The sequence below is a fragment of the Serratia plymuthica genome (genome assembly GCF_018336935.1).
In the GTDB taxonomy this organism is placed as follows: Bacteria; Pseudomonadota; Gammaproteobacteria; order Enterobacterales; family Enterobacteriaceae; genus Serratia; species Serratia plymuthica_B.
In genome coordinates this window covers 403,779-429,027 of record NZ_CP068771.1, presented here as the reverse complement: position 1 = coordinate 429,027, position 25,249 = coordinate 403,779, and the positions used below count along the sequence as shown (strand labels likewise).

The following is a 25,249-nucleotide window of genomic DNA, read 5'->3' as shown; positions in this document are numbered from 1 at the left end:
ATGCTCTCAAGCCCGCATCTTGCGGGCTTTTTGTTATCCCCAATCCAGTGCCTGTGCGTAGTCTACAAATACCGGGTGCTGCACCACCACATCGATAAAACAAGCCAGCGCCGGCGAATTCAGCTTGCGGCTCGGATAGACCAGATACAGTTCATTCCCCTCCACCCGCCATTCCGGCAAGACTTCCACCAGCTGTTTCTGCGCCACCACCTCGCGGCTGAGGAATGCCGGCAACAGGGTAATGCCGGCGCCGGAGATGGCACACTCGCGCGCATACAGCAGGTTGTCAGTGATATGCAGCATCGGCAGTTGCCAACGGTAATACTCATCGCCCCGCCGCAGATTCCAGGCCGTCCAGGCGCGGTGCGCAATGCAACGGTGCTGCTGCAACTGCTGCGGATGAAGGATCGGCGGGAACTGCGCCAGATAAGCCGGCGCCGCCAGCAAATAACGCGGGGCATGCCCCAGACGGCGGCCAATCAGCGAGGAGTCCTGTGGTTTGCCGGTGCGCAACGCGGCGTCATACCCCTCTTGCACCAGATCCACCATCGCGTCGGACACCGAGACTTCGAGCGAGACATCCGGATACTGGCGCTGAAAATCCGCCGCCAGCCGCGCCAACAGCGTCGCCCCCAACCCGGCGGGCGTCGAGATGCGCAACCGCCCGCTCGGGTTGTCACGCAACCGCTGCAAGGCCAGATCGGCGCGCTCGGCGGCGGACATCATCTCCTGACAGTGCACCAGATAGCGTTCGCCGGCGAAGGTCAGATTGAGCTGGCGGGTGGTACGGTTGAGCAGCCGCAAACCCAGCGCCTGTTCCAGTTGGCTGATGCGCTGGCTGACGCTGGATTTCGGCAAACCGGCGCGGTTGGCGGCGGCGGTAAAACTGCCGCACTCGGCCACCAGCGCGAACAGCGCCATGTCCTGCAGCTGTTTAAACATCATTGTTCACCTCAAACGAACACTTAGTTAGCTATTGTCCATCTTATCACTCCCCTCGCGGAGGTCTACACTGAGGGTATTCATTCTAAAGGAGCACAGTCATGCCGATTAAAGCCATTGCCGTAGACCCGAAAAACCCCGCCGGTTTCATTGAAATCAACCCGGAAAAACCGGCCCCAGGCCAATACGATCTGCTGGTGGAGGTCAAAGCGGTGTCGGTCAATCCGGTGGATACCAAAGTCCACGCCAGCCTGCAAAAAAGCGGCTTGCAACAGCCGCGTATCCTCGGTTGGGACGCCAGCGGCGTGGTGCTTGAGGTGGGCAGCGGCGTCAAAGGTTTCAAAGCCGGCGATGAGGTTTGGTACGCCGGTGATCTCACCCGCCCGGGCAGCAACAGCACTCAGCAGTTGATTGATTCGCGCATCGTTGCACATAAGCCAAGCAGCCTGAACTGGGCCGAAGCCGCCGCCATGCCGCTGACCGCCCTCACCGCCTGGGAAGCGTTGTTCGAGCACCTGAAAATTCAGGACGCGGCGGAAGGTAAAACCCTGTTGATTATCGGCGGTGCCGGCGGCGTTGGCTCGCTGGCGATCCCGTTCGCCGCCCAGTTGAGCAAGGTGAAGGTGATTGCCACCGCTTCACGCCCCGAGTCGGCTGCCTGGTGCCGGGAACGCGGCGCCGATCTGGTGGTGGATTATCGTGATCTTAAAGGGAATCTGGCGCAGCAGGGCATTGAAAACGTCGATTATATTCTTTGCCTGAACGATACCGATGGCCACTGGAAAGCGATCTCGGATCTGATTGCGCCGCTGGGCCACATCTGCACCATTGTGGAGAACCAACAGCCGCTCGATCAGGACACGTTGAAGCTGAAAAGCGCCGCGCTGCATTGGGAGTTGATGTTTACACGCAGCATGTTCACCACGCCGGACATCGCTCAGCAGGGCGAAATCCTCAGGCAGGTGGCGCAGTTGCTGGACGAAGGAAAGCTGAGCACCACACTGAGCGAAACGCTGCAGGGGCTGACGGTGGAGACCCTGACCGCCGCGCATAAAAAGCTGCTCGACGGGCATATGCAGGGCAAACTGGTGATTGTTTACTGAGGCAGCACGCTGCGCCTCCGGTTTATTCCGACGTGACGCCCACCAATCGGCTGGCATCGGCCGCCAACAGCTGTTTTACCAGTTCGACGCAGCGCAGGAAGCGCTCCTCATAGTCGCTGGACTCCACGTGTACATACTCGATATTGTTGGCGCGCAGCATCTCTTCCAACAGGTGCTGGAACGCCTTGCGATCGGTCGGTGCGCCGAGGCTGCGCAGGCCATCCGCCACCCACGGGGTGTTATTTTCCAGCAGGATCACCAGGTCAAACCGGTACTCGTCGATCAGCGCCTGCACGAAGGGGTGTTCGCGGCCTTCGTACTTTTTGCAGAACGCCTGGGTAGTGACAAAATCGGTATCGATAAACGCCACTTTGTTGGCGTATTTCACTGCAAAGTCAACGTACTGCGCCTGCCCTAACGCAATCTTGTCGTAGTCGGAATATTGCAACGCCATCTCATCGCCACCCAGGTGCGAGAACACATAGTCGCGGCCGTATTCCCAGGCGCTGGTGGTGTTAAAAATGTTCGCCAACTTGTTCACCAGCGTCGATTTGCCGCTCGACTCACCGCCGAGGATCGCCACGGTGCGCACAAAGAACGGCTTCACTTCGGTCGGAATGTAATCCCAATAGCGGAACGGATCCTGACGGATTTGGCTGCCGCTGATGTTCATGAATGAGCGTTCGGGATCGATCAGAATGGTTTCCACCGCCAGGTGCTCGCGATAACGCGGGGCGTCTTGCGTTTCGCTGGAATAGATAAAGCTCGGCACGATGCCCTTCTGTTCCATGAAAGCTTTCATCCCGTCGCTCCACACGTTCCAGCCGTGCGGATAGGGTTCGATACCCTGCTCGTCGAACGAATGAATATGGATGTTTTTCTGGTACTTGAAGGTTTGCAGCAGCCAGCGCAGACGGTCGCTGACCGTGGGCTGTTGCGACATCGAGCTGTTTTCGAACAGTTCCCGGTCACGCGGTTCGTCATGACACAAAATCACGTGCAGCTCATCCACCTGGCTGCAAGCGCGCTGAATCAGGTAAATATGGCCGGTGTGCAGTGGGTAAAATTTACCAAACACCACGCCGACCTTTTTCTCGCGACGCGGAAACTCCAGGCCAAGAAAGCGGTGCAACGCTTCCAGTTTCTGAGCGCTTGGGCTTTTGATTTTGTCGTTCAACAGCTGGCTGAGGTAGCCTTTGGTCATGCCGCTGGCATCCGCCACCTGCTGCAGGGTACAGCTCTTCTGCTTGATAGACGCCTTCAGGTAGTCGAATTGCCGCATAACCCCTCCGTTTAATATGCTAAACAAAATAGCATGTTCTGCGCATCACGTGGCAATTAATAGAATTGTTCCAGCACGTCCAGGGCATCCGCCAGCTTCTTCACGCCGAACACCTGCATATTTGCCGGCGGCTTTTTCGGCACGTTGGCGTGCGGCACGATAGCCCGTTTGAAGCCGTGCTTCGCCGCCTCGGAAATACGCTCCTGCCCGCTCGGCACCGGGCGAATCTCGCCCGCCAACCCCACTTCGCCGAACACCACCAGATCGTTCGGCAACGGGCGATCGCGCAGGCTCGACACCAGCGACATCAGCAACGCCAGATCGGCGCTGGTTTCACTGACTTTCACCCCGCCGACCACGTTCACAAACACATCCTGATCCGACATCTGCAACCCACCGTGGCGGTGCAGCACCGCCAACAGGATCGCCAGCCGGTTCTGCTCCAAGCCGACCGCGACCCGGCGCGGGTTGGACATCATCGAATGATCCACCAGCGCCTGGATCTCGACCAGCAGCGGCCGGGTTCCTTCCCAGACCACCATCACCGAACTGCCGGAAGTGACTTCGTCGCCACGGCTGAGGAAGATGGCGGACGGGTTGCTGACTTCACGCAGGCCCTGCTCGGTCATGGCGAATACCCCCAGCTCATTCACCGCACCGAAGCGGTTTTTATGGCTGCGCAGGGTGCGAAAACGTGAATCGGCATCGCCGTCCAGCAGTACCGAACAGTCGATACAGTGTTCCAGCACCTTCGGCCCGGCCAGCGAGCCGTCTTTGGTGACATGGCCAACCATGACAATCGCCACGCCGCGCGTTTTGGCAAAGCGCGTCAGGTAGGCGGCGGTTTCCCGCACCTGCGCCACGCTGCCCGGCGAAGACTGAATATCCGCCATGTGCATCACCTGGATCGAGTCGATCACCATCAGCTTCGGCTGCTCTTGTTCGGCGATCAGGCAGATCTGCTCGATACTGGTTTCCGACAGCATGTTCAGGCTGCCGGTCGGCAACCCGAGGCGGTGAGCGCGCATCGCCACCTGTTGCAACGATTCCTCGCCGGTGACGTACAGGGTTTTCATCTGCTCGGACAGCTTGCACAGCACCTGCAACAGCAGAGTACTTTTACCGGCGCCGGGGTTGCCGCCGATCAGGATCGCGCTGCCCGGCACCACGCCGCCGCCCAGCACGCGGTCAAACTCGATAAAGCCGGTGGAAAAACGCGGCAACTCGTCCAGGCTGATGTCCGAGAGTTTTTGCACCTTGCTGATGCCGGCATCACCGGCATAGCCGCTTAAACGCTCGGAGCGAGAAGAAGAGGACACCGCAGCCAGACGAACTTCTGTAATGCTGTTCCAGGCGTGACAAGCGCTGCACTGTCCCTGCCAGCGCGGATAATCTGCGCCGCACTCATTACATACGAACGCCCGTTTTGCTGCTTTTGCCACGTATTACCTCAATCTTTTGTTTAAACCCTAAATCATTGGAGTTGCATCACAACAAAACCAAGGGTTTTGTTGAACTGCGCTTGCGCAGGCCCCGGCGGGGCTAACGCAGCCAGAGCGAACATCCTCAGGAGCTTACTCAGGTAAGTGACTGAGGTGAGCGCTTCGAGTATGACGAGGTTAGCGAACTTCGTGTTTCAGGCTGCCGGTCAGTACGCACAGCACCCCCATCAGATCGGCATGGCGAATGGACACCTGCGCCTTGTCATACACTTTCGGTTTGGCGTGGTAGGCAATGCCCAGCCCGGCCGCCTGTATCATTTTCAAATCATTGGCGCCGTCGCCGACAGCCACGGTCTGCTGCGGCGGAATACCCAGCTTTTCCGCCAACGCGACCAGCGTATCGGCCTTGAACTGCGCGTCAACGACCGGCCCCAGCACTTCGCCGGTCAGTTTGCCGTCGCGGATCCCCAACTCGTTGGCCGCCACCGCCACCAGCTTCAGTTTATCGCGCAGATATTCGGCGTAGTAAGTGAAGCCGCCGGAGGCGATCGCCACATGCCAGTCCATCGCCTGCAGCTTGCGCACCAGGTTGATCAACCCCGGCATCAGCGGCAGTTCATCGCGTACCTGTTTAAGGATATTGGCATCGGCGCCTTTCAGCTTTCCAACGCGCTGACGCAGGCTGGCGGTAAAATCCAGCTCGCCGCGCATGGCGCGTTCGGTCACTTCCGCCACCTCATCACCCACGCCCGCCAGCTTGGCGATTTCGTCGATGCATTCAATCTCGATCGCGGTGGAGTCCATGTCCATCACCAGCAAGCCAGGGGTGCGCAAATGGGGGATCTTGCCGAGCGGCGCCACGTCCAGCCCGTTCTCCGCCGCCAGTATTTTGGCGCGCGCCGTCAGGGTGCCCGCCAGCCGTACGACCTGATAGTCCTCTACGCACCAGGCGGTGACGATCACCATCGCCGCACCCAGCTTGCGCTGGAAATGAGTAATGCGCGTTTTATCCAGCTCTCTGCCATATAATAGCCAACCGGTATGGCCCGCCCGATAATCCAGCGGCATCACTTCGTCGCCGCTCAGCGAAAGGGGAAGACCCGGCCATTGAGAGATCTCTGCCGGGAGATCGCAATAGGTCAGACTATTCGACATCATTAACTCCTGAAAAAACGCTGCATGATAAAACGACGCATCAAGCTATCCTATCGCCATTGGTTCTGGCAACATAAAGTGTCCAAGATGCCCAAGGAACCTGAATGGCTCGCGCTAAACTGAAATTCCGCCTGCACCGCACCGCTATTATCCTGATTTGCCTGGCTTTGCTGGTGCTATTGATGCAGGGCGCGTCCTATTTTAGCCTGAGTCACCAGTTGGCGCGATCCGAACAGGTGGAAGAACTGGCGCAAACGCTGACCAAACAGGTGGCCTCCAGCCTGGCGCCGTTGCTCGATGACGACAGCGACGTCGACAACCAGCGCGTCGACGCCATCCTCAAACAGCTTACCGACCACAGCCGCATTCTGGACGCCAGCGTCTATCAGTTGGACGGCACGCTGGTTTCCCACGCCGGTGAACAGATCAGTATACGCGATCGTCTGTCGCTTGACGGCAAACGCGCCGGCAGCTATTTCAATCACCAGTTGGTGGAATCCATTCAGGGTAAAGACGGCCCGATAGGCTTTATCCGCATTACGCTGGATACCCACGTGCTGGCGACCGAATCCAAACAGGTGGACAACACCACCAACCTGTTGCGCCTGATGATCCTGCTGGCGCTGGCCATCGGCATTATTCTGGCGCGCACCCTGCTGCAACATCGCCGCAGCCGCTGGCAGCAATCGCCGTATCTGCTGACCGCCAATACGCCGCTGGAAGAAGGCAATACGGTGGAAGACGACGATGACAAGCCACAGGATAAAGAAGAAGCGAAACAGCCTTAAGCCAGGCGCTGGATGCGTTCGTTCAGCCCCTGAACCTGCGCCAGCATCTGGCTGGCAATCGTGCAACGCATAGCGAGTGGCCCGGCTTCCTTTGCCAATAGCCAATACCGCTTCCGCCAAGTCGCGGATACGGCGCGATAGCGACGGCTGGCTGATGCCCAGCGCATCGGTGAGCACTTTTGACGTAACCGAACCGTTACGCAGAACTTGCTCGAGGGGAGTCATAAATGAATAGATTGGTGAATAGATTCTTGAATAAGGTAATAGCGTTAATTAACTGTAAGGTAAGGTATTTAAAGAAAATGATGGGCACAGGATGAATAGATTGGCATAGGGGCGCAGCAGGATGCTGCGCCCGCAGTATGATTACGCTTTGTCGCCCAACAGCACGGATTCCAGCGCGATAACGATCATCTCGTTAAAGGTGGTTTGGCGCTCTGCGGCGGTGGTGGCTTCGTGACGCAGAATGTGGTCGGAAACGGTACAGATGGTCAGCGCCTTACAGCCGAACTCTTCATACAGCTCCGCCGCCACGCCGTAGATGCCGGCCGCTTCCATTTCTACACCCAGGATGCCGTACTTCTTCATCACCTGGAACATGTCCGGATCCGGCGTGTAGAACAGATCGGCGGAGAAGATGTTACCCACGCGAGCCGGGATACCTTGCGCCGCGGCGGCGTCTACCGCGTTGCGCACCATGTCAAAGTCGGCAATCGCCGCATAGTCATGATCTTTAAAACGCATGCGGTTCACTTTGGAATCGGTGCAGGCACCCATGCCGATCACGACGTCACGCAGTTTGATATCGTCGCGCACTGCGCCGCAAGAGCCCACGCGGATGATTTTTTTCACGCCGAACTCGGCAATCAGTTCACGCGCATAAATGGAGCAGGACGGGATACCCATACCGTGGCCCATTACGGAGATTTTGCGGCCTTTGTAAGTCCCGGTGAAGCCCAGCATGCCACGCACGTTGTTCACTTCCACCGCGCCTTCCAGGAAGGTTTCCGCAATGTATTTTGCACGCAGCGGATCGCCCGGCATCAGTACGACGTCAGCGAAATCACCCATTTCAGCATTAATGTGCGGCGTAGCCATAATTGTCTTCCTTTAGAAATCTTGTTTAATAAAAACGTCGAACATCTAAGCCCTGGATTTCGAGTTGCAGCCAGGCAGCTAGCGGGGGAATCCCCAGGAGCTTACTTGAGTAAGTGACTGGGGTTCGCTCGTGAAGCTAACAACGCTGCGGCTTGAAAAACGGGTCTTAGAACATGGATTTACCGTATTCCATCGGCGACACGCCAAAGTAACTGGCAACGGTCTGGCCGATGTCGGCAAAGGTCTCACGGTGGCCCAGCGAGCCGGGTTTCACTTTCGGGCCGTAAACCAAGACCGGAATGTGCTCACGGGTGTGGTCGGTGCCCGGCCAGGTCGGGTCGCAGCCGTGGTCGGCGGTGAAGATAATGATGTCTTCGTCTTTCACCAATTTCAGCAGCTCCGGCAGGCGGCGGTCAAACAGCTCCAGCGCGGCGGCATAACCCGCCACGTCGCGGCGGTGGCCGTAAGAGGAGTCAAAATCAACAAAGTTGGTGAACACTATGGTGTTGTCGCCGGCTTTTTCCATTTCGATCAGGGTCGCGTCAAACAGCGCGTCGATGCCGGTGGCCTTCACCTTTTTGGTGATGCCGACGTTAGCGTAGATATCGGCGATTTTACCGATCGACACCACTTCACCGCCCTTCTCGTCCACCAGTTTTTTCAGCACGGTAGGTGCCGGTGGCTCTACCGCCAAGTCGTGACGGTTGCCGGTACGCTGGAACTCGCCCGGTTTGTCGCCGAGGAACGGACGCGCGATCACGCGGCCAATGTTGTAACCGCCTTCGGTCAATTCTTCGCGGGCGATTTCACACAGCTCATACAGACGGTCCAGGCCGAAGGTCTCTTCGTGACAGGCGATCTGGAACACCGAGTCGGCGGAGGTATAGAAAATCGGTTTGCCGGTTTTCATGTGCTCTTCGCCGAGTTGATCGAGGATCACGGTGCCGGAGGAGTGGCAGTTACCGAGGTAACCCGGCAGATTGGCGCGCTCCACCAGCTTGTCCAGCAGTTCCTGCGGGAAGCTGTTGTGTTCGTCGCTGAAATAGCCCCAATCGAACAATACCGGCACGCCGGCGATTTCCCAGTGGCCTGACGGCGTATCTTTACCGGAAGAGAGTTCGCTGGCGTAAGCATAGGCACCGATGATGTCCGCATTGCTGTCCAGCCCCTGCGGGAAGGTGCCGGTGGATTCTTCCGCCGCTTTACCCAGGCCCAGACGGCTCAGGTTAGGCAGGGTCAGCGGGCCCTGACGACCAACGTTGGCTTCACCGCGCGCGCAAACCTCGGCAATGTGGCCCAGGGTATCGGAACCCTTGTCGCCAAAACGCTCGGCGTCTTCGCTGGCGCCGATGCCGAATGAGTCTAGTACCATAATAAATGTGCGTTTCATCTGTGCTCTCCTGTATACCCGTCGTCTTTCAAGCCGCAGGGGCGTTGGTTGCCTTCACTCACCCCAGTCACTTGGCTTACCAAGCTCCCGGGGATTCCTTCGGTTACCGCCAACCTGCATCTTGAAATCCATTGGGTATAGCGGCAGCGAGTTTTGCTGCCGCTATAAATGTTGTAAAGGTAATACTTATTCCGACACGCGTTTGTAAACCACTGGCGTCTCTTCCGGCGCTTTATCGCTCAGCACCATAGCGCTGCGTACCGCTTCGGCCGCCTGTTGCCAACTCTCTTCGTCGTTGGCGTGGATCACCGCCAGCGGCTGCCGGGTATCCACTTGATCGCCCAGGCGCACCATGCCGGTCAGGCCGACGCTGTAATCGATACTGTCGGTCGCACGGCGACGGCCGCCGCCCAGCGACACCACCGCCATGCCCAGCGCACGAGTGTCCATCGCGCTGACAATGCCCTGTTTTTCGGCGTAAACCGGCTTGCTGAGGGTCGCGACCGGCAGATAGCTGTCGTAGCGCTCGACGAAATCGGTCGGGCCCTGCTGCGCCGCCACCATACGGCCAAACACTTCTGCCGCTTTGCCATTGTCCAGCACCGCCTGCAGCTTGGCGCGCGCGTCGGCGTCATCTTTCGCCAGGCCGCCGGAAAGCAGCATTTCCACGCACAGCGCCATCGTCACTTCCAGCAGGCGTGGGTTGCGATATTCGCCGGTCAGGAAACGCACCGCTTCACGCACTTCCACCGCATTGCCGGCGCTGGAGGCCAGTACCTGATTCATGTCGGTCAGCAGCGCGGTAGTTTTGCACCCTGCACCATTGGCCACGCCAACGATCGCCTGCGCCAGATCGGCTGACAGCGCATAGGTCGGCATAAAGGCGCCGGAGCCGACTTTAACGTCCATCACCAGCGCATCCAGACCTTCCGCCAGCTTCTTCGCCAGAATAGAGGCGGTAATCAGCGGGATAGAATCTACGGTGGCGGTGATGTCGCGGGTGGCGTAGAAACGCTTGTCCGCCGGTGCCAGCGAGCTGGTCTGGCCGATAATCGCCACGCCAACGTCCTGAATAATCTTGCGGAAGGCGCTGTCGTCCGGGAAGATGTTAAAGCCCGGGATCGCCTCCAGCTTGTCCAGCGTGCCGCCGGTATGGCCCAAACCACGGCCGGAAATCATCGGCACGTAGCCGCCGCAGGCGGCCACCATCGGACCGAGCATCAGCGAAGTGACATCGCCCACGCCGCCGGTGGAGTGCTTGTCGACCAGCGGCCCGTTCAGCGACAGGCTTCGCCAATCCAGCACGGTGCCGGAATCACGCATCGCCATGGTGAGCGCCACGCGCTCCGGCATGGTCATATCGTGGAAATAAATGGTCATCGCCAGCGCGGCGATCTGACCTTCTGAAACCACGTTGTCACGGATCCCATTGATGAAAAAGCGGATTTCCGCTTCATTCAACGGCTGACCGTCACGTTTTTTACGAATAATTTCTTGTGCCAGGAACAAAGCATCCCCCTGATTGAGCTAATGTAGGGTGCAGGCAGGCGCTGCGTCGCGCCTTGCCGACGTTATCGATCAATAACCGCTGCCGGATGCTGCGGTGCTGTGCCCCAGCGTCGTCAGCAGGCTGGCCAACAGGCTGGAAGCGCCGAAACGGAAATGACGCGCGTCGGCCCAGCCTTCACCCAGAATACGATCGGCAAGTTGCAGATAATGCAGTGCATCTTCCGCCGTGCGCACGCCGCCGGCCGGTTTGAAGCCCACCGTTTTGGCGACGCCCAGATCGCGGATCGTCGACATCATCAACTCTGCGCTTTCCAGGGTGGCGTTGACCGGCACTTTACCGGTAGAGGTTTTGATAAAATCGGCACCGGCGTTAATAGCAATTTCCGACGCTTTACGGATCAGATTGGCCTGCTTCAACTCACCGGTTTCAATAATCACTTTCAGCAGCACGTTGGCCGCCTGGCAGGCTTGCTTGCACTGCTTCACCAGCTCAAAACCGACCTGCTCATTACCGGCGATCAACGCGCGATAAGGGAACACCACGTCGACTTCATCGGCGCCATAGGCGATAGCCGCACGGGTTTCCGCCAACGCGATGTCGATGTCGTCGTTGCCATGCGGAAAGTTGGTGACGGTCGCGATGCGGATGTCCGGCGTCCCTTGCTCACGCAGGGCCTTGCGCGCCACCGGAATAAAGCGCGGATAAATGCAGATGGCCGCCGTATGGCCGGCCGGGCTGTTGGCCTGACGACACAGCGCGATCACTTTTTCATCGGTGTCGTCGTCATTCAGCGTGGTCAGGTCCATTAAATTCAGCGCACGTTGCGCCGCTGCGGTTAGTTCGGTCATAAAACTCTCCAACTTGAACTCCCACTCAGGCTATTTTTCTTGCCATTTCGGGGTTGGGCAGTGCTCAAAATCCTCACGTACTGCGTGTACGCTGCGGTTTTTCCGCGCTGTCCGCCCCCAAACCGGCTGCGACAATAACACCTGATTGGGAAGTTCCAATAACACTCGTGTGTGTTGGCGAGCGGACTTGGTTCCTTGAAGATAGCGCCGGGGAACGGGTCCCCACGGCGGCAACTGAGATCCTTCTCACCGCACTTGGTCCCGCACATCGTCCAGGACCAGGAATAGCTATTTGAACACGATCGCCCGGGGCAATTCGCGCTCAGAGTCACATTATATGAAATAACACTGTAACAGGCCGGAATTATATGTGAAGAGCATCACAAAATAACGCGATATCGTTCACAAATTCGCTAAAGAAACGGATGCGGACAACGGGCACGACATCGCGTGCCCGTCTTAGAGTATAGGCGGTGTCCCGCAACAGGGCTTGGCGCACACGTGCGGAACCTTGCCTGGCTTACAGCGCCAAAAAGAATCCGGCGATGGTGGCGCTCATCAGGTTGGAGAGCGTGCCGGCTGCAACCGCCTTCAGGCCGAAGCGCGCGATATCGTGACGACGGTTCGGCGCCATGCTGCCCAAACCGCCGAGCAGGATCGCCACCGATGACAGGTTGGCAAAGCCGCACAGCGCAAAGGAGATGATCGCCTTGGTATGCGTCGACAGCACCTGCAGCCCTTCCGCCGCTACCACGTCGTCCGGGCGCAAATAGGCGCCGAAGTTCATGTAAGCGACAAATTCGTTGACGATAATCTTCTGGCCGATAAACGAACCGGCGGTCATCGCCTCATGCCACGGCACGCCAATCAGGAAAGCGATAGGCGAGAAGACCCAACCGAGGATCAGCTCCAGCGACAGCTGCGGGTAGTCGAACCAGCCGCCGATCCCGCCAAGGATGCCGTTCAGCAAGGCGATCAGCGCGATAAACGCCAGCAACATCGCGCCGACGTTCAACGCCAGTTGCATGCCGGATGCCGCGCCGGACGCCGCCGCATCGATCACGTTGGCCGGGCGTTGGTCTTCGGCGATCAGTTTCGTCGCATCGTCTTTATCGTGGGTTTTTTCGGTTTCCGGCACCATCAGTTTGGCGAACAGCAGCCCGCCCGGCGCGGCCATAAACGACGCGGCAATCAGGTACTCCAGCGGTACGCCCATCTGGGCATAGCCGGCCAGCACCGAACCGGCCACCGAAGCCAGGCCGCCGCACATAACGGCGAAAAGTTCTGACTGGGTCATGGTGGCGATATACGGACGCACCACCAACGGGGCTTCGGTTTGGCCGACGAAGATATTGGCGGTCGCCGACAGCGATTCGGTGCGCGAGGTGCCCAACAATTTGTGCAAGCCGCCGCCCAATACGCGGATTACCAGTTGCATGATGCCGAGGTAATACAGTACGGCAATCAGCGAGGAGAAGAACACGATCACCGGCAGCACGCGCAGAGCGAAAACGAAACCGCCGCCACCGAATACCTCAAACATCTTGTCGGAGACCAGCCCGCCGAAGATAAACGAAATCCCCTGATTACCGTAGGCGATCACGTTAGCCACCCCGGCCGACATACCGCCGAGAATGCTGCGGCCCACCGGCACGTAGAGCACCAGCGCGCCAATGGCCACCTGAATGATGAATGCCCAGACAACGGTGCGCAATTTAATGGCACCTCGGTTGCTGGAGAGCAGCACGGCTATGGCGATCAGTGCCGCCATGCCTACCAGGCTCATGATGAGTTGCATGCAAAGTATCCCTGTTGCGAAAAAAAGAAATGCATCCCTACCCGGTAGAAACGAGAGGTCCGCTGAAAAGTGATTTCGGGGTGCGATTATACGGAGCGAGACTCCCCCCGCTCCGATTTATGTCACAAATGCATACAACAGGAAGCAAATGAAAATCTTATAACGTGATATGAATCACACTTTTTAACTCATTTATCGTTCAGAGGCGAAACAGGGCGTGGGTGTTGTGCTGCAGGTGAGCGGCAATGTCATCAGGGGATTCCGGGCGCAGTTGGCACAATATCTGGAACACCTCTGCGGCGCGTTCGGGGCGGTTAGGTTGCCCCTGGTAACCGGCCAGCGGCATGTCCGGCGCATCGGTTTCCAGCAACAGGGAGGTCAGCGGCAATTGAGCCATCACACCGCGGGTTTTCTGCGCGCGCTCATAACTGATGGTGCCGCCGACGCCAATGTAATAACCCAGGCGAATAAATGCCTGCGCCTGCGACAGGCTGCCGGCAAAGCCATGGACCACGCCACGGCGCGGTACTGGCACGCGGCGCAGCGCGGCGGCCAGCTGATCGTGCGAGCGGCGAGAGTGCAGGATCACCGGCAGACCATGCTGTTTTGCCAGTTTCAACTGGGCAATCAACAACCGCTGCTGGCGCTCAAACTGCGGGTTTTCCATGAACAGATCGAGCCCTATCTCCCCAACCGCCACCAGCTTCGGCGGCCGGCTGGCCAGGAACCCGGCCAACTGCTCAAGCTGCGGCTCCTGATGCTGGGCAATATACAGGGGATGCAACCCCAACGCGGCATACAGTGGCTGATGATCGCGCGCCAGCTTCAACACCCGCACAAAACGATCGGCAGTCACCGTCGGCACGATAATTCGCCGCACACCCGCTTGTTCGGCCAGCGCCAGGCTCTCGCTCTCATGATCGCTGAAAGGCGGAAAATCGAAATGGCAGTGGGTGTCGGTAAAATCGTGACTCACAGCCCGCCCCCCTCGCCCGGCGGCACGTCACCCGGCAAGATAATTTTCGGCGCGACCAGGCTGGCATCCGGCTGCGCCGCAAGGCCTTGCGGATGATTGACATCGGTTATGATCGGCGATGGCATTCTGACATTCTCCGGCTGGAGCAAACGCCGCGACAGCGCTTTTTTCACTTTGATGCCGTCCCGCTCCTCTTGCTGCATCAGCCAGTGGCCAACGGTCGCCAGGAAGTAGCGCCCACAGCGACGGCCCAAATGATAATCCTGATTCAGCGACGTCAAGCGGCTGCCCAACGCATTGCTGGCCAACGGTTTGGGCGGGAAAATCTCAAAGATGCGCAGCTTGCCCGGCGGTTTCTCAATAAACTGCTGGATGCGGTGATAGCTTTGCTCATGGTGTTGCAGAATGCGCACCATCTGCTGCAGGCTGCTTTCGCTCAGCCAGTGCTCCATGCGTTTCATCCACTGCGGCGTGTAATACATTTGAGAAGGCACGGTGCGGATCACCACAATAGTATCTGCGCCGCGGCGGTAGGCCTCTTCAACGGGGATAGCGTCACTGATGCCGCCGTCTTGATAGCTGACGCCGTCCAGCTCTACGCCCATGCGGTAAAAGCCGGGGATGGCGCTGGAGGCTTTGATCGCCGGCAACCAGCTGTCACGCTGCGCCGGCAGGTAAGTCGGTTCGAAGTCATCGCTGCGGCAGGCGCACATCAGGAATTCACGGCCATCAACCAGGTGCTTTTCGGCCACGTCCATCGCCAACGGCAAGTGTTGCGAAGTCGTGTCGACCAGCCAATCGAGATCAATCAGGTGCCCACCGCGCACAAAGCGCAGCGGGTTAAAGAAGTCAGCGGTGGTGGTGTAGCGGGTGATGACCCGTCGTGCATAGCCCATCTGGCCGCAAATAAAGGCCGAGAGGTTTTGCGCGCCGGCAGAAGTACCGATCATCAGGTCAAAAGGGTTAAAGCGGGCACGCTGAAACTCGTCCAGCACACCGGCGGTAAAAATGCCGCGCTGCCCGCCCCCTTCACATACCAACGCCATTTTACCGGGCCGGTATGGTTTATACGCCAGCGGTTCTATATTGCCGAGCGTGATGGGTATTCTGTATCCCAACCCTGTATCCTCAGTGAGACGTTTGTTCCGAGGATACCTCGTCTTGCTCTCTTCCGTAATCCTCTTGCAGCACGCCAGAGAGGCAGTCATTGCTGCCCATCAACCAAATGCAGTCGCTGCCGGACCATTCCGCCACGGCCTGACATACCTGCCCCCTCAGCTGTTTCCAGCGTCCGAGGATGATGTCGCTGTTCATGACGCACCTCCCTACTGCAAGAAATGGAATCAAGCTTTGTTACACTTTGAAGGGATCTACAGGCGTCGGCGACCGGTAAACAGGCTGATCAGGAACAGGATAATACCCACGACGAAGACGATTTTTGCGGCCCAAGCGGCGGTCCCCGCCAGCGTCCCAAAACCTAACGCCGCCGCAATCAATGCAATGACTAAAAAGATAATGCCCCAACGAAACATAAGCCTCTCCTTACCATAGTGAAAAAAATCATCACAACCTGCGTCCTTCTCGGACATCCTCAGGTTGCGGGTTAATTTCTTTTTTGGTGGTACATCCCGGGTTGACCTCGTGGCCAACCCGGGAGGATCTGGTGCTTGTTGTTACGCGAACTAAGAATTATGGCTTAACGACCAGGTCGTTCTTGACGCTTTTCACGCCGTCGATAGCCTTGGCGATGCTCTCTGCGCGTTCAGCCTGCGCCTGGGTTTTCACTTCGCCGGAAAGCTGCACCACACCGTCGGTGGTTTCTACTTTCACGTTGCGCGAAGGCACGATGTCATCGGCCAGCAGTTTGGCTTTCAGTTCGCTGGTGGTTGCGGTGTCACCGGCGTAAGCCTTCACCGACTGTTTGGCTTCATCTTTCACGTGCAGCTTGTCGCTGACGGATTTCACGCCGTCCACCTTGCCGGCCACTTCAACCGCGTGCTCGGCCTGCGCCTGGCTGCCGACAAAACCGCTCAGGGTCACGGTGCCTTTTTCCGTTTTCACGGAAATGTCGGTGCTTTTGATAGTTTTATCGTCGACCAGCGCACTTTTAACTTTAGCCGTTGTTGCGCTGTCATCCATGTAACCGTCAACTTTTTTCATGGAGCTATCGATTTTGGCACCCGCGCTATCAGCGGCACTTGACGCTTTATTGAGCAGCGTATCTTCAGCCAGCGCGCTGCCACTAACCAGTACGAAACCCAAAACAACAGCCATCAGTGATTGTGCAAATTTGGTATTTTTCATCGATCTCTTCCTTTGGTTACGGATCCAAATGATTGCGGATCCTTCAGCCGCCATGATGCGGCCCACTCAGTAAATACTTCACGATTTCTATACGATCAAACGTTCACGCTAAAACGATTGCTGTCACACAAGGATTATTGCAACACCTGTGCCAATCATAAAATACCGTTAAAAATCAATAATAAATAAAATATAGCTCATTGTTTGACCTGAAATATGTCGCCAATAAGCGACAATGACAACCTGCAAAAACAACACTTTAGCTATCTTATTGATCTTTAACAAAACGACCTGTCTCTAATTGGCAACACTACCGAATAACTCTCTGAATAAAAAGTAAAATGCAGTTAATTACGCTTAGTGGATACGCCATACCCTGTTAAATATAGACCATAGGGCAGAAAACGCAGGAAGTACCGGTGAAACCCTGGCGGCGGCGGGGTAAAGGAACTGATGAGGGAGATTTATTAATTAGCAGAATGAGTGCGCTAACATAACAACAGGGCGCCCTAAGGCGCCCTGTTGTTCTATCAGTGTTCGCGCGTTTTGCGGAACACCACTTCCGGATAACGTTCCTGTGTGATATTCAGGTTAACCATGGTTGGCGCGATGTACGACAGATTGTCGCCGCCGTCCAACGCCAGGTTAAGCTCGCACTTGCGCTTGAAGTCTTCGAATTTTTTCACGTCGCTGCACTCGACCCAACGGGCGGTCGAGACGTTGACCGACTCATACAGGGCTTCCACGTTGTATTCGCTTTTCAAGCGTGCAACCACCACGTCGAACTGCAGCACACCCACAGCCCCGACGATCAGATCGTTGTTGGCTATCGGCCGGAACACCTGCACCGCCCCCTCTTCGGACAGCTGAACCAGGCCTTTCAGCAGCTGTTTCTGCTTCAGCGGATCGCGCAGACGGATACGGCGGAACAGCTCCGGCGCAAAGTTCGGGATACCGGTGAACTTCATGTTTTCACCTTGGGTGAAGGTATCGCCGATCTGAATGGTGCCGTGGTTGTGCAGGCCGATAATGTCGCCAGGATAAGCCTCTTCCACGTGCGAGCGGTCACCCGCCATGAAGGTCAGCGCATCGGAGATCACCACGTCTTTGCCGGTACGTACCTGGCGCAGCTTCATGCCTTTCTCATAACGGCCGGAAACCACACGCATAAAGGCTACGCGGTCGCGGTGTTTCGGATCCATATTGGCCTGGATCTTGAACACGAAGCCGGTGAATTTATCTTCCGCAGCCACCACTTCGCGGGTGTCGGTTTTGCGCGGCATCGGCGCAGGCGCCCACGTCACCAAACCGTCCAGCATATGGTCCACGCCGAAGTTGCCCAGCGCAGTACCGAAGAACACCGGCGTCAAGTCGCCGCTCAGGAAAGCGTCGCGATCGAACTCGTGCGAAGCGCCTTGCACCAGTTCCAGCTCTTCACGCAGCTGCGCGGCCAGATCCTCGCCAACCGCGACGTCCAGTTCCGGGTTGTTCAGGCCCTTGACGATGCGCACTTCTTGAATGGTGTGGCCTTTGCCGGTCTGGTACAGGTAGGTTTCATCCTTGTACAGATGATAAACCCCTTTGAACAGCTTGCCGCAGCCGATAGGCCAGGTGATTGGCGAACAGGCGATTTTCAGCTCACGCTCAACCTCGTCCATCACTTCCATAGGATCGCGAATATCGCGGTCCAATTTGTTCATAAAGGTCAGGATCGGCGTGTCGCGCAGACGGGTAACTTCCATCAGCTTACGGGTACGATCCTCAACGCCTTTCGCGGCGTCAATCACCATCAGACAGCAGTCAACGGCGGTCAGGGTACGGTAGGTATCTTCGGAGAAGTCTTCGTGCCCCGGGGTATCCAGCAGGTTAACCAGACATTCGCGGTACGGGAACTGCATCACCGAGGTGGTGATCGAAATACCGCGCTGCTTTTCCATCTCCATCCAGTCGGATTTGGCGTGCTGGTTCGAGCCGCGGCCTTTTACCGTACCGGCGGTCTGGATAGCCTGTCCGAACAGCAATACCTTTTCGGTAATGGTGGTTTTACCGGCATCGGGGTGCGAGATGATGGCGAAAGTTCTTCTTTTCGAGACTTCGCGGGCAAATTCACTAGGAGACATGTTTTTCAGATTCTACGGTTAGTCCGCCCTGCGACATCATCAGAACGCGCCGCGCACGGCGCCAGGCAAAGCGGTAAATAAAAGATAATAGCCGGGCATTTTCGCTGATTTGTCAACCGGTGACAATCAATGCTTTTCCCGGCGGGGAAGATAGGCTAGGTACACCCGCTAGGCCAGCGGCAGCGCCATCACTATCGCATCTTCGCGCCCGTTGGCGCTCGGGTAGTAATTGCGGCGGAGAGTCACTTCGTTGAAGCCGAGATCTTCGTACAGCGCAATGGCCGCACGGTTAGAGGCGCGCACTTCAAGCCACAGCGTGACGACACCGCGGGCTTCCAACTGCGCAATCAGCGCTTCCAGCAGAAAACGGCCGAACCCGCGACGCTGCCAGTCAGGATGAATCGCGATATTGAACAACGTCGCTTCGTCGAGCACGATCTGGGTAATGGCGAAGCCCGCCATCTGCCCTTCGGCTTCCAGTTTCAGGTTAAGGTAACGATCGCCCTGATTGCCGGCAAAAGTGGCTTGCGTCCAGGGAAAAGCGTGGCTGGCCTGCTCAATCTTGAATGCCGTGGCCAGATCGGCCGGCGTCAGGGTAGAAATAGTGTTCATGATGACAAATCTGCTGCCAGAGTGCGCGCTTGGCACTCGCGTCGAGGGAAAGCTCGGCCAGTGCCGGGCTGTGTAGTTGTGCGCCGGCCACCGCGAGCGGCTCCGCGACGCCCAGCCGCCAACTGTTGCATTCGGTATCCTCAGGCAGCATCGCTACCTGGTCCGGCGTCAGGCCGTAGGTTTGCGCCGGGGTCAGCCCCAGGCTGCGCAACACGTCGCAAAACAGCGGATCGTTATGCTCGGGCAGCGGCTGCGCCACCACCAGCAAACGCACATCGGGCGGCAGGCTGACCGCTACTTCGCCCTGCAACACGCCCGGGCGGCGCAATGTCCACTGCGTAATACCCAGTTGTTGTAACAGCCAGTCGCGTTTTGATGCCATGCCGATTCCTGTCAGGATCTACCCGTTGCGGTGCGCCATGCCTGCCATGCGCCGCGCTATGCTAACAAACCCGCGCGGCCTGCGCCAACAAACCCGTCGAACATATCGCCACAAAGCTCTATAATCGCCAGCTTAATTTCCAGGAGCAAAAAACCGATGTCTGCATTAACCCCCGCCAGTGAAGTCATGCTGCGCCACAGTGATGAGTTTATTGAACGCCGCGTACTGTTCGCCGGTGACCTGCAGGACAGCCTGCCGGCCCAATTCGAAGCCGCGGATGTACGTGTCCATACCCAGCAATACCATCACTGGCAGTTACTGAACCGGGCGATGGGTGACAACGTGCAGTTCGGTCTGACCCTCGATGCCGAGTTTGTCGCCGAATGCGATACGCTGATCTACTACTGGCCGAAAAGCAAACAGGAAGCGCAGTTCCAGCTGTGCAACATTCTGGCGTTGCTGCCGGTGGGCGCAGAGGTGTTCGTGGTCGGCGAGAACCGCAGCGGCGTGCGCAGTGCGGAACAGATAATTGAAGACTACGCCACCTTGGTGAAAATCGACAGCGCCCGTCGCTGTGGCCTGTATCACGGCCGCCTGGATACCCAAACCGAATTTGATTTGGACGACTGGTGGGAAAGCTACCCGTTGCACGATCTGGAAGTGAAAACCCTGCCGGGCGTGTTCAGCCGCGATGGGCTGGACGTAGGCAGCTCGCTGCTGCTGTCGACCCTGGAAAAACACATGAAGGGTAAAGTGCTGGATCTGGGTTGTGGTGCCGGCGTGATGGCCTCGGTGCTGTCAAAACTCTCGCCCAAGGTGAAGCTGACGCTCAGCGACGTGAACGCCGCCGCAGTGGAATCCAGCCGCGCTACGCTGGCCGCCAACGGTATCGAAGGGGAAGTGATCGTCAGTAACGTCTATTCCGACATTACCGGCCGCTTTGACATGATCATCTCCAATCCGCCGTTCCACGATGGCCTGCAAACCAGCCTGACCGCAGCCGAAACCCTGATCCGCGGTGCGTTAAAACACCTGCCGATAGGCGGTCGTCTGCGCATCGTGGCCAACGCCTTCCTGCCGTACCCGGACATTCTGGACGCCACCTTCGGCAGCCACGAAGTGCTGGCGCAAAACGGCCGCTTCAAGGTGTATCAAGCCACCGTCGCCCGTGCGCCGCGCGACGCGAAGAAAAAGAAATAACCACCAGCCGCCGAATATCATGGCCAAGAGCGCAGCGTTTTCACGCTGCGCTTTTTTTTAGCCGTTGATGTAGGTCATCGACTCGGCGCCATAACGCGGGCCAGCCGCCGCCTGGAACGGGAACACCGCCTCAATCGCCGCCAGTTCAGCCTCGCTCAGCGTCAGTTCAGCCGCCGCGATATTCTCCTCCAGATAACGGCGGCGTTTGGTGCCCGGGATCGGCACAATGTGTTCGCCCTGCGCCAATACCCAGGCCAGCGCCAGCTGTGACGGTGCGACGCCTTTGCGTTTCGCCAGCTCGGTGACCTTTTCCACCAGCGCCAGATTGCGGGCAAAGTTCTCGCCCTGGAAGCGCGGGTTGCTGCGGCGGAAATCGTCGGCGTCCAGATCCTCCGGCCGCCGGATCGCCCCGGTCAGGAAACCGCGTCCCAGCGGGCTATAAGGCACAAAGCCGATGCCCAGCCGCGAGCAGGCCGCCAACGTTCCCTGCTCGGCATCGCGCGTCCACAGAGAATATTCGGTTTGCAACGCGGTAATCGGGTGTACCTTGTGCGCACGCTCCAGCGTGGCGACCGAAGCCTCACTCAGCCCGATATAACGAATTTTACCTTCGCTAATCAGGTCCGCCATGGTGCCAACCACTTCCTCAATCGGCACTTCAGGATCCACGCGGTGCTGGTAGTAAAGATCTATCACTTCAACCCCAAGCCGCTGCAGGCTGCCCTCCACCGAGCGGCGGATATATTCCGGCCGGCTGCTGACGCCCCGGGCGGCGGGATCGGCAGGATCGCGCAGAATGCCGAATTTGGTGGCCAGAAAGACCTGATCCCGTTTGCCCTTGATCGCTTTGCCAATCAGTTGCTCATTGGTATGCGGCCCGTACATATCGGCGGTATCCAGCAGGGTTACCCCCAACTCCAGTGCCCGGTGCAAAGTGGCAATGGCTTCTTTTTCATCGGAATCGGTTGAGTAAAAGTCGCTCATGCCCATGCATCCCAAACCCAGAGCGGAAACGACCGGCCCGTTAAACCCTAATGTGCGCTGTTGCATTGTGCTGCCCTCTTGCTGTTTTTTAACCGGAGTGGTGTTGCAACAAAGTCTGGTTGTTTACCCTGCAAAGATAAATAATGCGGATTGCTCATCACTGTTCAAAAATCGCTAACAATGACGGACGGTAAAATGGATCAGGTTCAGGCCATGCGTATTTTCACTCGTATCGTCGAGCTGGGCAGCTTCAGCCAGGCGGCCGAGCGCTTGCAACTGCCGCGCGCCACGGTCAGCAACGTGCTGAAACGGCTGGAGCTGCGCCTCGGCGTACGGCTGCTGATCCGCACCACCCGTCAGGTGCAGGTGACCAGCGAAGGCACGCTCTATTATCAGCGGTGCATACAGCTGCTGGGCGCGCTGGAAGAAGCGGATACGCTGTTCAGCAGCCATAAGCTGCAGCCTTCCGGCAAGGTGCGTATCGATATGCCGCATTCGCTGGCGCGTGAAATCGTTATTCCGGCGCTGGATGATTTTTATCGGCGCTACCCGGACATTACGCTGGCGTTAGGCGCCAATGACACTCACGTGGATCTGCTGCGCGAAGGCGTGGACTGCGTGCTGCGCGCCTGGGAAACCGAAGACGACAGCCTGGTGGCGCGACGCATCGCCATGCTGCCGCAATTGACCTGCGCCTCTCCCGCTTATCTGGCGGCGCTCGGCGTTCCGCAGTCCATCGACGACCTGCAGCGACACCGCGCGGTGGGGTATTTTTCCCTCGCCAACAACCGTGATTACCCGCTGGAATTTTGCCGCAACGGAAAAGTGGAACGGCGCGAACTGCCCGCCAGGCTGAGCGTCAGCGGCGCCGATGCTTACACCAGTGGCTGCCGCGCCGGCATGGGGTTGATACAGGCGGCGCGCTATTCGTTGGCGCCGTGGCTGGAAAACGGGGAATTGGTGGAAGTGCTGGCGGAAACGCCGCCGCCGCCAATGCCGATTTACATCATGTATCCGCCCGGCCGATTCCTTGCGCCACGGGTAAGAGTATTGATTGACTGGCTGATTTGGCTGTTTGAAAACCCTAAAAGCAGCGATATGGCTGTTTTTCCAGCAAACGCCAGCAAACAGGGGAAATAACTATTGACGTACCCGCCAAAATCTCTAGAATTCGCCTCCGTGGTAACGTTACTCCGGTAATGTTTCTTGGAATGCGAAGGTGGCGGAATTGGTAGACGCGCTAGCTTCAGGTGTTAGTGTCCTTACGGACGTGAGGGTTCAAGTCCCTCTCTTCGCACCAAATAACCACATGATTTATATTGCACGCAGCATCGATGCGAAGGTGGCGGAATTGGTAGACGCGCTAGCTTCAGGTGTTAGTGTTCTTACGGACGTGAGGGTTCAAGTCCCTCTCTTCGCACCAAGCTGGCGACGTAATATAAATCTAAAAGCAACAACATCGACTGTGCGAAGGTGGCGGAATTGGTAGACGCGCTAGCTTCAGGTGTTAGTGTCCTTACGGACGTGAGGGTTCAAGTCCCTCTCTTCGCACCAATTGATGAGTTTCCTCCGGTTGTTCCTCTGAAGTCCCCCAAAAAACACCAAAGACTCTCCGCTCAAGCGGCTTTTCGCGTTTTTAACTGAAGCTGAAATTCAGGCTGACCGCCGCCAATCCACCGGCCAGCGCCATGCACGAAGGCAGCAGCAAATAATGACGCCAGCGGCTGTTAAACAGCATAACCAGTGTCGCTAACATGGCGATCACGATGAGCGTGCGCAGTTGCATCATATCCAGGTCAATCAACGCCAGTAACGGCATTAAGGCGCAAGGCAGCAAAACGCCCCAGGCGCTGGACAGACGGTTGCCAAGACACCAGCTAACCCCCCACAACCCACATGCGGTAATCATGGCTGCAAGCATGATAACCCTACCCTTCAAGTGATAATGATAACCAATATCATATAACACTTTTTTTCACTGCGCATCATTTTCGCCGCAGCGGCCAAACGCGGATGACAGAATGGTGAAAAAATGATAGTTTGCCATAAGAAAATTCTTACTCGAAGTAGCGTGCTAATAATCACAATTAAAAACCATTTAGTCCGGGTGTTTAATTTGCACTGAAAGAATTTTTCCAACCTTATTTTTCGACAGATCGATATTGTAAAGAGTGAACCCCGTATGAACGCGCGTTCTTATCAGGAACTGCTGACCAGCAAGCACCGCTTATCATTGTTTTTATTTTTGTTGATGAATGCGGCCTCTTCTTTATTTACAATATTGGTCCCATTTCAGGATAAACCTGCATTTACCCTGCCTTTATTAGCCATACCGCTATTTTGTCTGGTTGCATTGTTATTTACTCTGCATTCCATGCAGAAGTTCGTCAAAAAACTTAATCTTTTTGCCTGCGTTATTGGCCTGCTGTGGGCGGCACATATTTACATTAAAAGTCAGTACCTGGCGCCCAACAATCAAAGTTTTTTATTACTTAGCCTGTTCAGTATGTTCTTTATCAGTGCCATTGCCTTAACCGATAACTTTATTGCCTTTTGTCTGCATGCCGTCCCTTCCGCGCTGGTCATTCTATTACTGGACGGTATGCACAATACCGTACGGATAGTATTCACCACGGTGCTGCCCATTATCGCTTTCTCAATCCATCACCTCATGCTCAAGCGCAGCGAAGCCTTTACTCAGACGTTGGTGGCTAATTTGTATAACGAACGAGACAGGTTCAGTAATTTAAGCATGATCGATCCTTTAACCGGCCTTTATAATCGGCGTGGTTTGGAAAACAAGATCAATATGTTGCCGGAATCCCAATCGGGTCGCCATTTCGTTTTGCTGCTCGATATCGATCACTTCAAGGCCTATAACGATAACTATGGTCACACCATGGGCGATCAAGCGCTGGTGCAAGTGGCCATCGCCATCCGCGACTCGGTACGTTCGCGCGATATTGTGGTGCGCTACGGCGGGGAAGAGTTTCTGGTACTGCTGACCAACGTCAGAGAAGATTACGCCGCGCAACTGGCCGAAAGGGTGCGCCAGCGCGTGCAAGAATTGAAAATCCCCCACCGCTTTAACCAGTTGGAGGAGACTACCGTCACGCTCAGCGCCGGCATCTCCATGCTGGACAAGCTCGACGTGGCCTCGGCGATCCGCGCGGCCGATGCGGCGCTGTATCTGGCTAAAAACAACGGTCGCAACAATATCCAACTGGCGGAAAACGTGCAGGCTGCGGTAACCCCATGACCCGCTGGCCGCCGGCGGTGGCCCTCTAATGCAAAAATCCGTGCATGCTCCCTGAT

The 25,249-nt window shown here is 57.1% G+C and carries 25 protein-coding genes and 3 tRNA genes; 8 read left to right on the top strand and 20 right to left on the bottom strand.

What is annotated here, in order from left to right; translation table 11 throughout:
* Positions 1-33: 33 nt before the first annotated feature.
* On the bottom strand, positions 34-945 hold the full coding sequence (locus JK621_RS02045; protein WP_212558440.1) for a LysR family transcriptional regulator: 912 nt from the start codon (positions 943-945) through the stop codon (positions 34-36).
* A gap of 98 nt (positions 946-1,043) precedes the next feature.
* Here JK621_RS02045 and JK621_RS02040 point away from each other — a divergent pair, with 98 nt between their 5' ends.
* Positions 1,044-2,045: a zinc-binding alcohol dehydrogenase family protein gene (locus JK621_RS02040; RefSeq protein WP_212558439.1), complete on the top strand. Its 1,002-nt coding sequence runs from the start codon at positions 1,044-1,046 to the stop codon at positions 2,043-2,045.
* A gap of 22 nt (positions 2,046-2,067) precedes the next feature.
* Here the strand turns inward: JK621_RS02040 and nadR are convergent, their stop codons facing one another.
* The 3 genes from nadR to serB form a co-directional block, all read right to left on the bottom strand.
* A complete protein-coding gene (nadR, locus tag JK621_RS02035; protein WP_212558438.1) occupies positions 2,068-3,327 on the bottom strand; it encodes a multifunctional transcriptional regulator/nicotinamide-nucleotide adenylyltransferase/ribosylnicotinamide kinase NadR in 1,260 nt (419 codons plus the stop codon).
* A 56-nt stretch (positions 3,328-3,383) separates the two neighbouring features.
* A complete protein-coding gene (radA, locus tag JK621_RS02030; RefSeq protein ID WP_212558437.1) occupies positions 3,384-4,769 on the bottom strand; it encodes a DNA repair protein RadA in 1,386 nt (461 codons plus the stop codon).
* A gap of 177 nt (positions 4,770-4,946) precedes the next feature.
* A complete protein-coding gene (gene serB / locus JK621_RS02025; protein ID WP_212560106.1) occupies positions 4,947-5,924 on the bottom strand; it encodes a phosphoserine phosphatase in 978 nt (325 codons plus the stop codon).
* A 104-nt stretch (positions 5,925-6,028) separates the two neighbouring features.
* On the opposite strand from serB, the gene JK621_RS02020 reads away from it, so the two are divergent.
* Positions 6,029-6,712, top strand: a complete 684-nt coding sequence (locus JK621_RS02020; protein WP_212558436.1) for a YtjB family periplasmic protein — start codon at positions 6,029-6,031, stop codon at positions 6,710-6,712.
* Here JK621_RS02020 and JK621_RS02015 read toward each other — a convergent pair.
* The 14 genes from JK621_RS02015 to JK621_RS01950 form a co-directional block, all read right to left on the bottom strand.
* A complete protein-coding gene (locus JK621_RS02015; protein ID WP_212558435.1) occupies positions 6,709-6,879 on the bottom strand; it encodes a hypothetical protein in 171 nt (56 codons plus the stop codon). The genes JK621_RS02020 and JK621_RS02015 overlap by 4 nt on opposite strands.
* Positions 6,880-7,078: 199 nt before the next feature.
* Complete coding sequence (gene deoD / locus JK621_RS02010) at positions 7,079-7,810, bottom strand: purine-nucleoside phosphorylase (RefSeq protein WP_212558434.1); 732 nt, start codon at positions 7,808-7,810, stop codon at positions 7,079-7,081.
* Between the two features lie 166 nt (positions 7,811-7,976).
* Positions 7,977-9,200 (bottom strand): phosphopentomutase, encoded by a 1,224-nt coding sequence (gene deoB, locus JK621_RS02005; protein ID WP_013811425.1) that lies wholly within the window; start codon positions 9,198-9,200, stop codon positions 7,977-7,979.
* A gap of 186 nt (positions 9,201-9,386) precedes the next feature.
* Positions 9,387-10,709, bottom strand: a complete 1,323-nt coding sequence (gene deoA / locus JK621_RS02000) for a thymidine phosphorylase (RefSeq protein ID WP_212558433.1) — start codon at positions 10,707-10,709, stop codon at positions 9,387-9,389.
* A 69-nt stretch (positions 10,710-10,778) separates the two neighbouring features.
* Positions 10,779-11,558 carry a deoxyribose-phosphate aldolase gene (gene deoC, locus JK621_RS01995; protein WP_212558432.1) on the bottom strand — a complete coding sequence of 260 codons (780 nt, stop codon included), beginning with the start codon at positions 11,556-11,558 and terminating at the stop codon, positions 10,779-10,781.
* Positions 11,559-12,078: 520 nt separating this feature from the next.
* Entirely contained in the window at positions 12,079-13,356 is a 1,278-nt protein-coding gene (locus JK621_RS01990; protein ID WP_249337133.1) for a NupC/NupG family nucleoside CNT transporter, read from the bottom strand.
* A gap of 199 nt (positions 13,357-13,555) precedes the next feature.
* Positions 13,556-14,332 carry a TatD family hydrolase gene (locus JK621_RS01985; RefSeq protein WP_212558431.1) on the bottom strand — a complete coding sequence of 259 codons (777 nt, stop codon included), beginning with the start codon at positions 14,330-14,332 and terminating at the stop codon, positions 13,556-13,558.
* Positions 14,329-15,450 carry a patatin-like phospholipase family protein gene (locus JK621_RS01980; RefSeq protein ID WP_212558430.1) on the bottom strand — a complete coding sequence of 374 codons (1,122 nt, stop codon included), beginning with the start codon at positions 15,448-15,450 and terminating at the stop codon, positions 14,329-14,331. The genes JK621_RS01985 and JK621_RS01980 overlap by 4 nt, the downstream gene beginning before the upstream one ends.
* 10 nt (positions 15,451-15,460) lie before the next feature.
* Complete coding sequence (locus JK621_RS01975; RefSeq protein ID WP_212558429.1) at positions 15,461-15,646, bottom strand: CsbD family protein; 186 nt, start codon at positions 15,644-15,646, stop codon at positions 15,461-15,463.
* Between the two features lie 56 nt (positions 15,647-15,702).
* Positions 15,703-15,864 carry a DUF1328 domain-containing protein gene (locus JK621_RS01970; RefSeq protein ID WP_126480098.1) on the bottom strand — a complete coding sequence of 54 codons (162 nt, stop codon included), beginning with the start codon at positions 15,862-15,864 and terminating at the stop codon, positions 15,703-15,705.
* Positions 15,865-16,021: 157 nt separating this feature from the next.
* Positions 16,022-16,636, bottom strand: coding sequence for a molecular chaperone OsmY (osmY, locus tag JK621_RS01965; RefSeq protein WP_212558428.1), 615 nt, complete (start codon positions 16,634-16,636; stop codon positions 16,022-16,024).
* Positions 16,637-17,166: 530 nt separating this feature from the next.
* Positions 17,167-18,756, bottom strand: a complete 1,590-nt coding sequence (gene prfC, locus JK621_RS01960) for a peptide chain release factor 3 (RefSeq protein WP_212558427.1) — start codon at positions 18,754-18,756, stop codon at positions 17,167-17,169.
* Positions 18,757-18,924: 168 nt separating this feature from the next.
* The gene (rimI, locus tag JK621_RS01955) at positions 18,925-19,368 is read right to left on the bottom strand and encodes a ribosomal protein S18-alanine N-acetyltransferase (RefSeq protein WP_212558426.1); all 444 of its coding nucleotides are present in this window, start codon (positions 19,366-19,368) and stop codon (positions 18,925-18,927) included.
* Positions 19,313-19,750 carry a DNA polymerase III subunit psi gene (locus JK621_RS01950; protein ID WP_212558425.1) on the bottom strand — a complete coding sequence of 146 codons (438 nt, stop codon included), beginning with the start codon at positions 19,748-19,750 and terminating at the stop codon, positions 19,313-19,315. Before JK621_RS01950 ends, rimI begins: the two co-directional genes overlap by 56 nt.
* Before the next feature lie 156 nt (positions 19,751-19,906).
* Between JK621_RS01950 and rsmC the strand changes: the two genes are divergently transcribed.
* The gene (gene rsmC / locus JK621_RS01945; protein WP_212558424.1) at positions 19,907-20,950 is read left to right on the top strand and encodes a 16S rRNA (guanine(1207)-N(2))-methyltransferase RsmC; all 1,044 of its coding nucleotides are present in this window, start codon (positions 19,907-19,909) and stop codon (positions 20,948-20,950) included.
* A gap of 57 nt (positions 20,951-21,007) precedes the next feature.
* Here the strand turns inward: rsmC and JK621_RS01940 are convergent, their stop codons facing one another.
* Positions 21,008-22,000 carry an aldo/keto reductase gene (locus JK621_RS01940; RefSeq protein WP_212558423.1) on the bottom strand — a complete coding sequence of 331 codons (993 nt, stop codon included), beginning with the start codon at positions 21,998-22,000 and terminating at the stop codon, positions 21,008-21,010.
* Between the two features lie 129 nt (positions 22,001-22,129).
* Between JK621_RS01940 and JK621_RS01935 the strand changes: the two genes are divergently transcribed.
* From JK621_RS01935 to JK621_RS01920, 4 genes are all read left to right on the top strand, one after another.
* Complete coding sequence (locus JK621_RS01935; protein ID WP_212558422.1) at positions 22,130-23,074, top strand: LysR family transcriptional regulator; 945 nt, start codon at positions 22,130-22,132, stop codon at positions 23,072-23,074.
* A gap of 73 nt (positions 23,075-23,147) precedes the next feature.
* Positions 23,148-23,234: transfer RNA gene (locus JK621_RS01930), tRNA-Leu, on the top strand.
* Between the two features lie 36 nt (positions 23,235-23,270).
* Positions 23,271-23,357, top strand: a tRNA-Leu gene (locus tag JK621_RS01925).
* A 44-nt stretch (positions 23,358-23,401) separates the two neighbouring features.
* A tRNA-Leu gene (locus tag JK621_RS01920) sits at positions 23,402-23,488 on the top strand.
* An 82-nt stretch (positions 23,489-23,570) separates the two neighbouring features.
* Here JK621_RS01920 and JK621_RS01915 read toward each other — a convergent pair.
* Positions 23,571-23,855, bottom strand: a complete 285-nt coding sequence (locus tag JK621_RS01915) for a DUF1435 domain-containing protein (protein ID WP_212558421.1) — start codon at positions 23,853-23,855, stop codon at positions 23,571-23,573.
* A gap of 261 nt (positions 23,856-24,116) precedes the next feature.
* On the opposite strand from JK621_RS01915, the gene JK621_RS01910 reads away from it, so the two are divergent.
* Entirely contained in the window at positions 24,117-25,193 is a 1,077-nt protein-coding gene (locus JK621_RS01910) for a diguanylate cyclase (protein ID WP_212558420.1), read from the top strand.
* Positions 25,194-25,249: the final 56 nt, after the last annotated feature.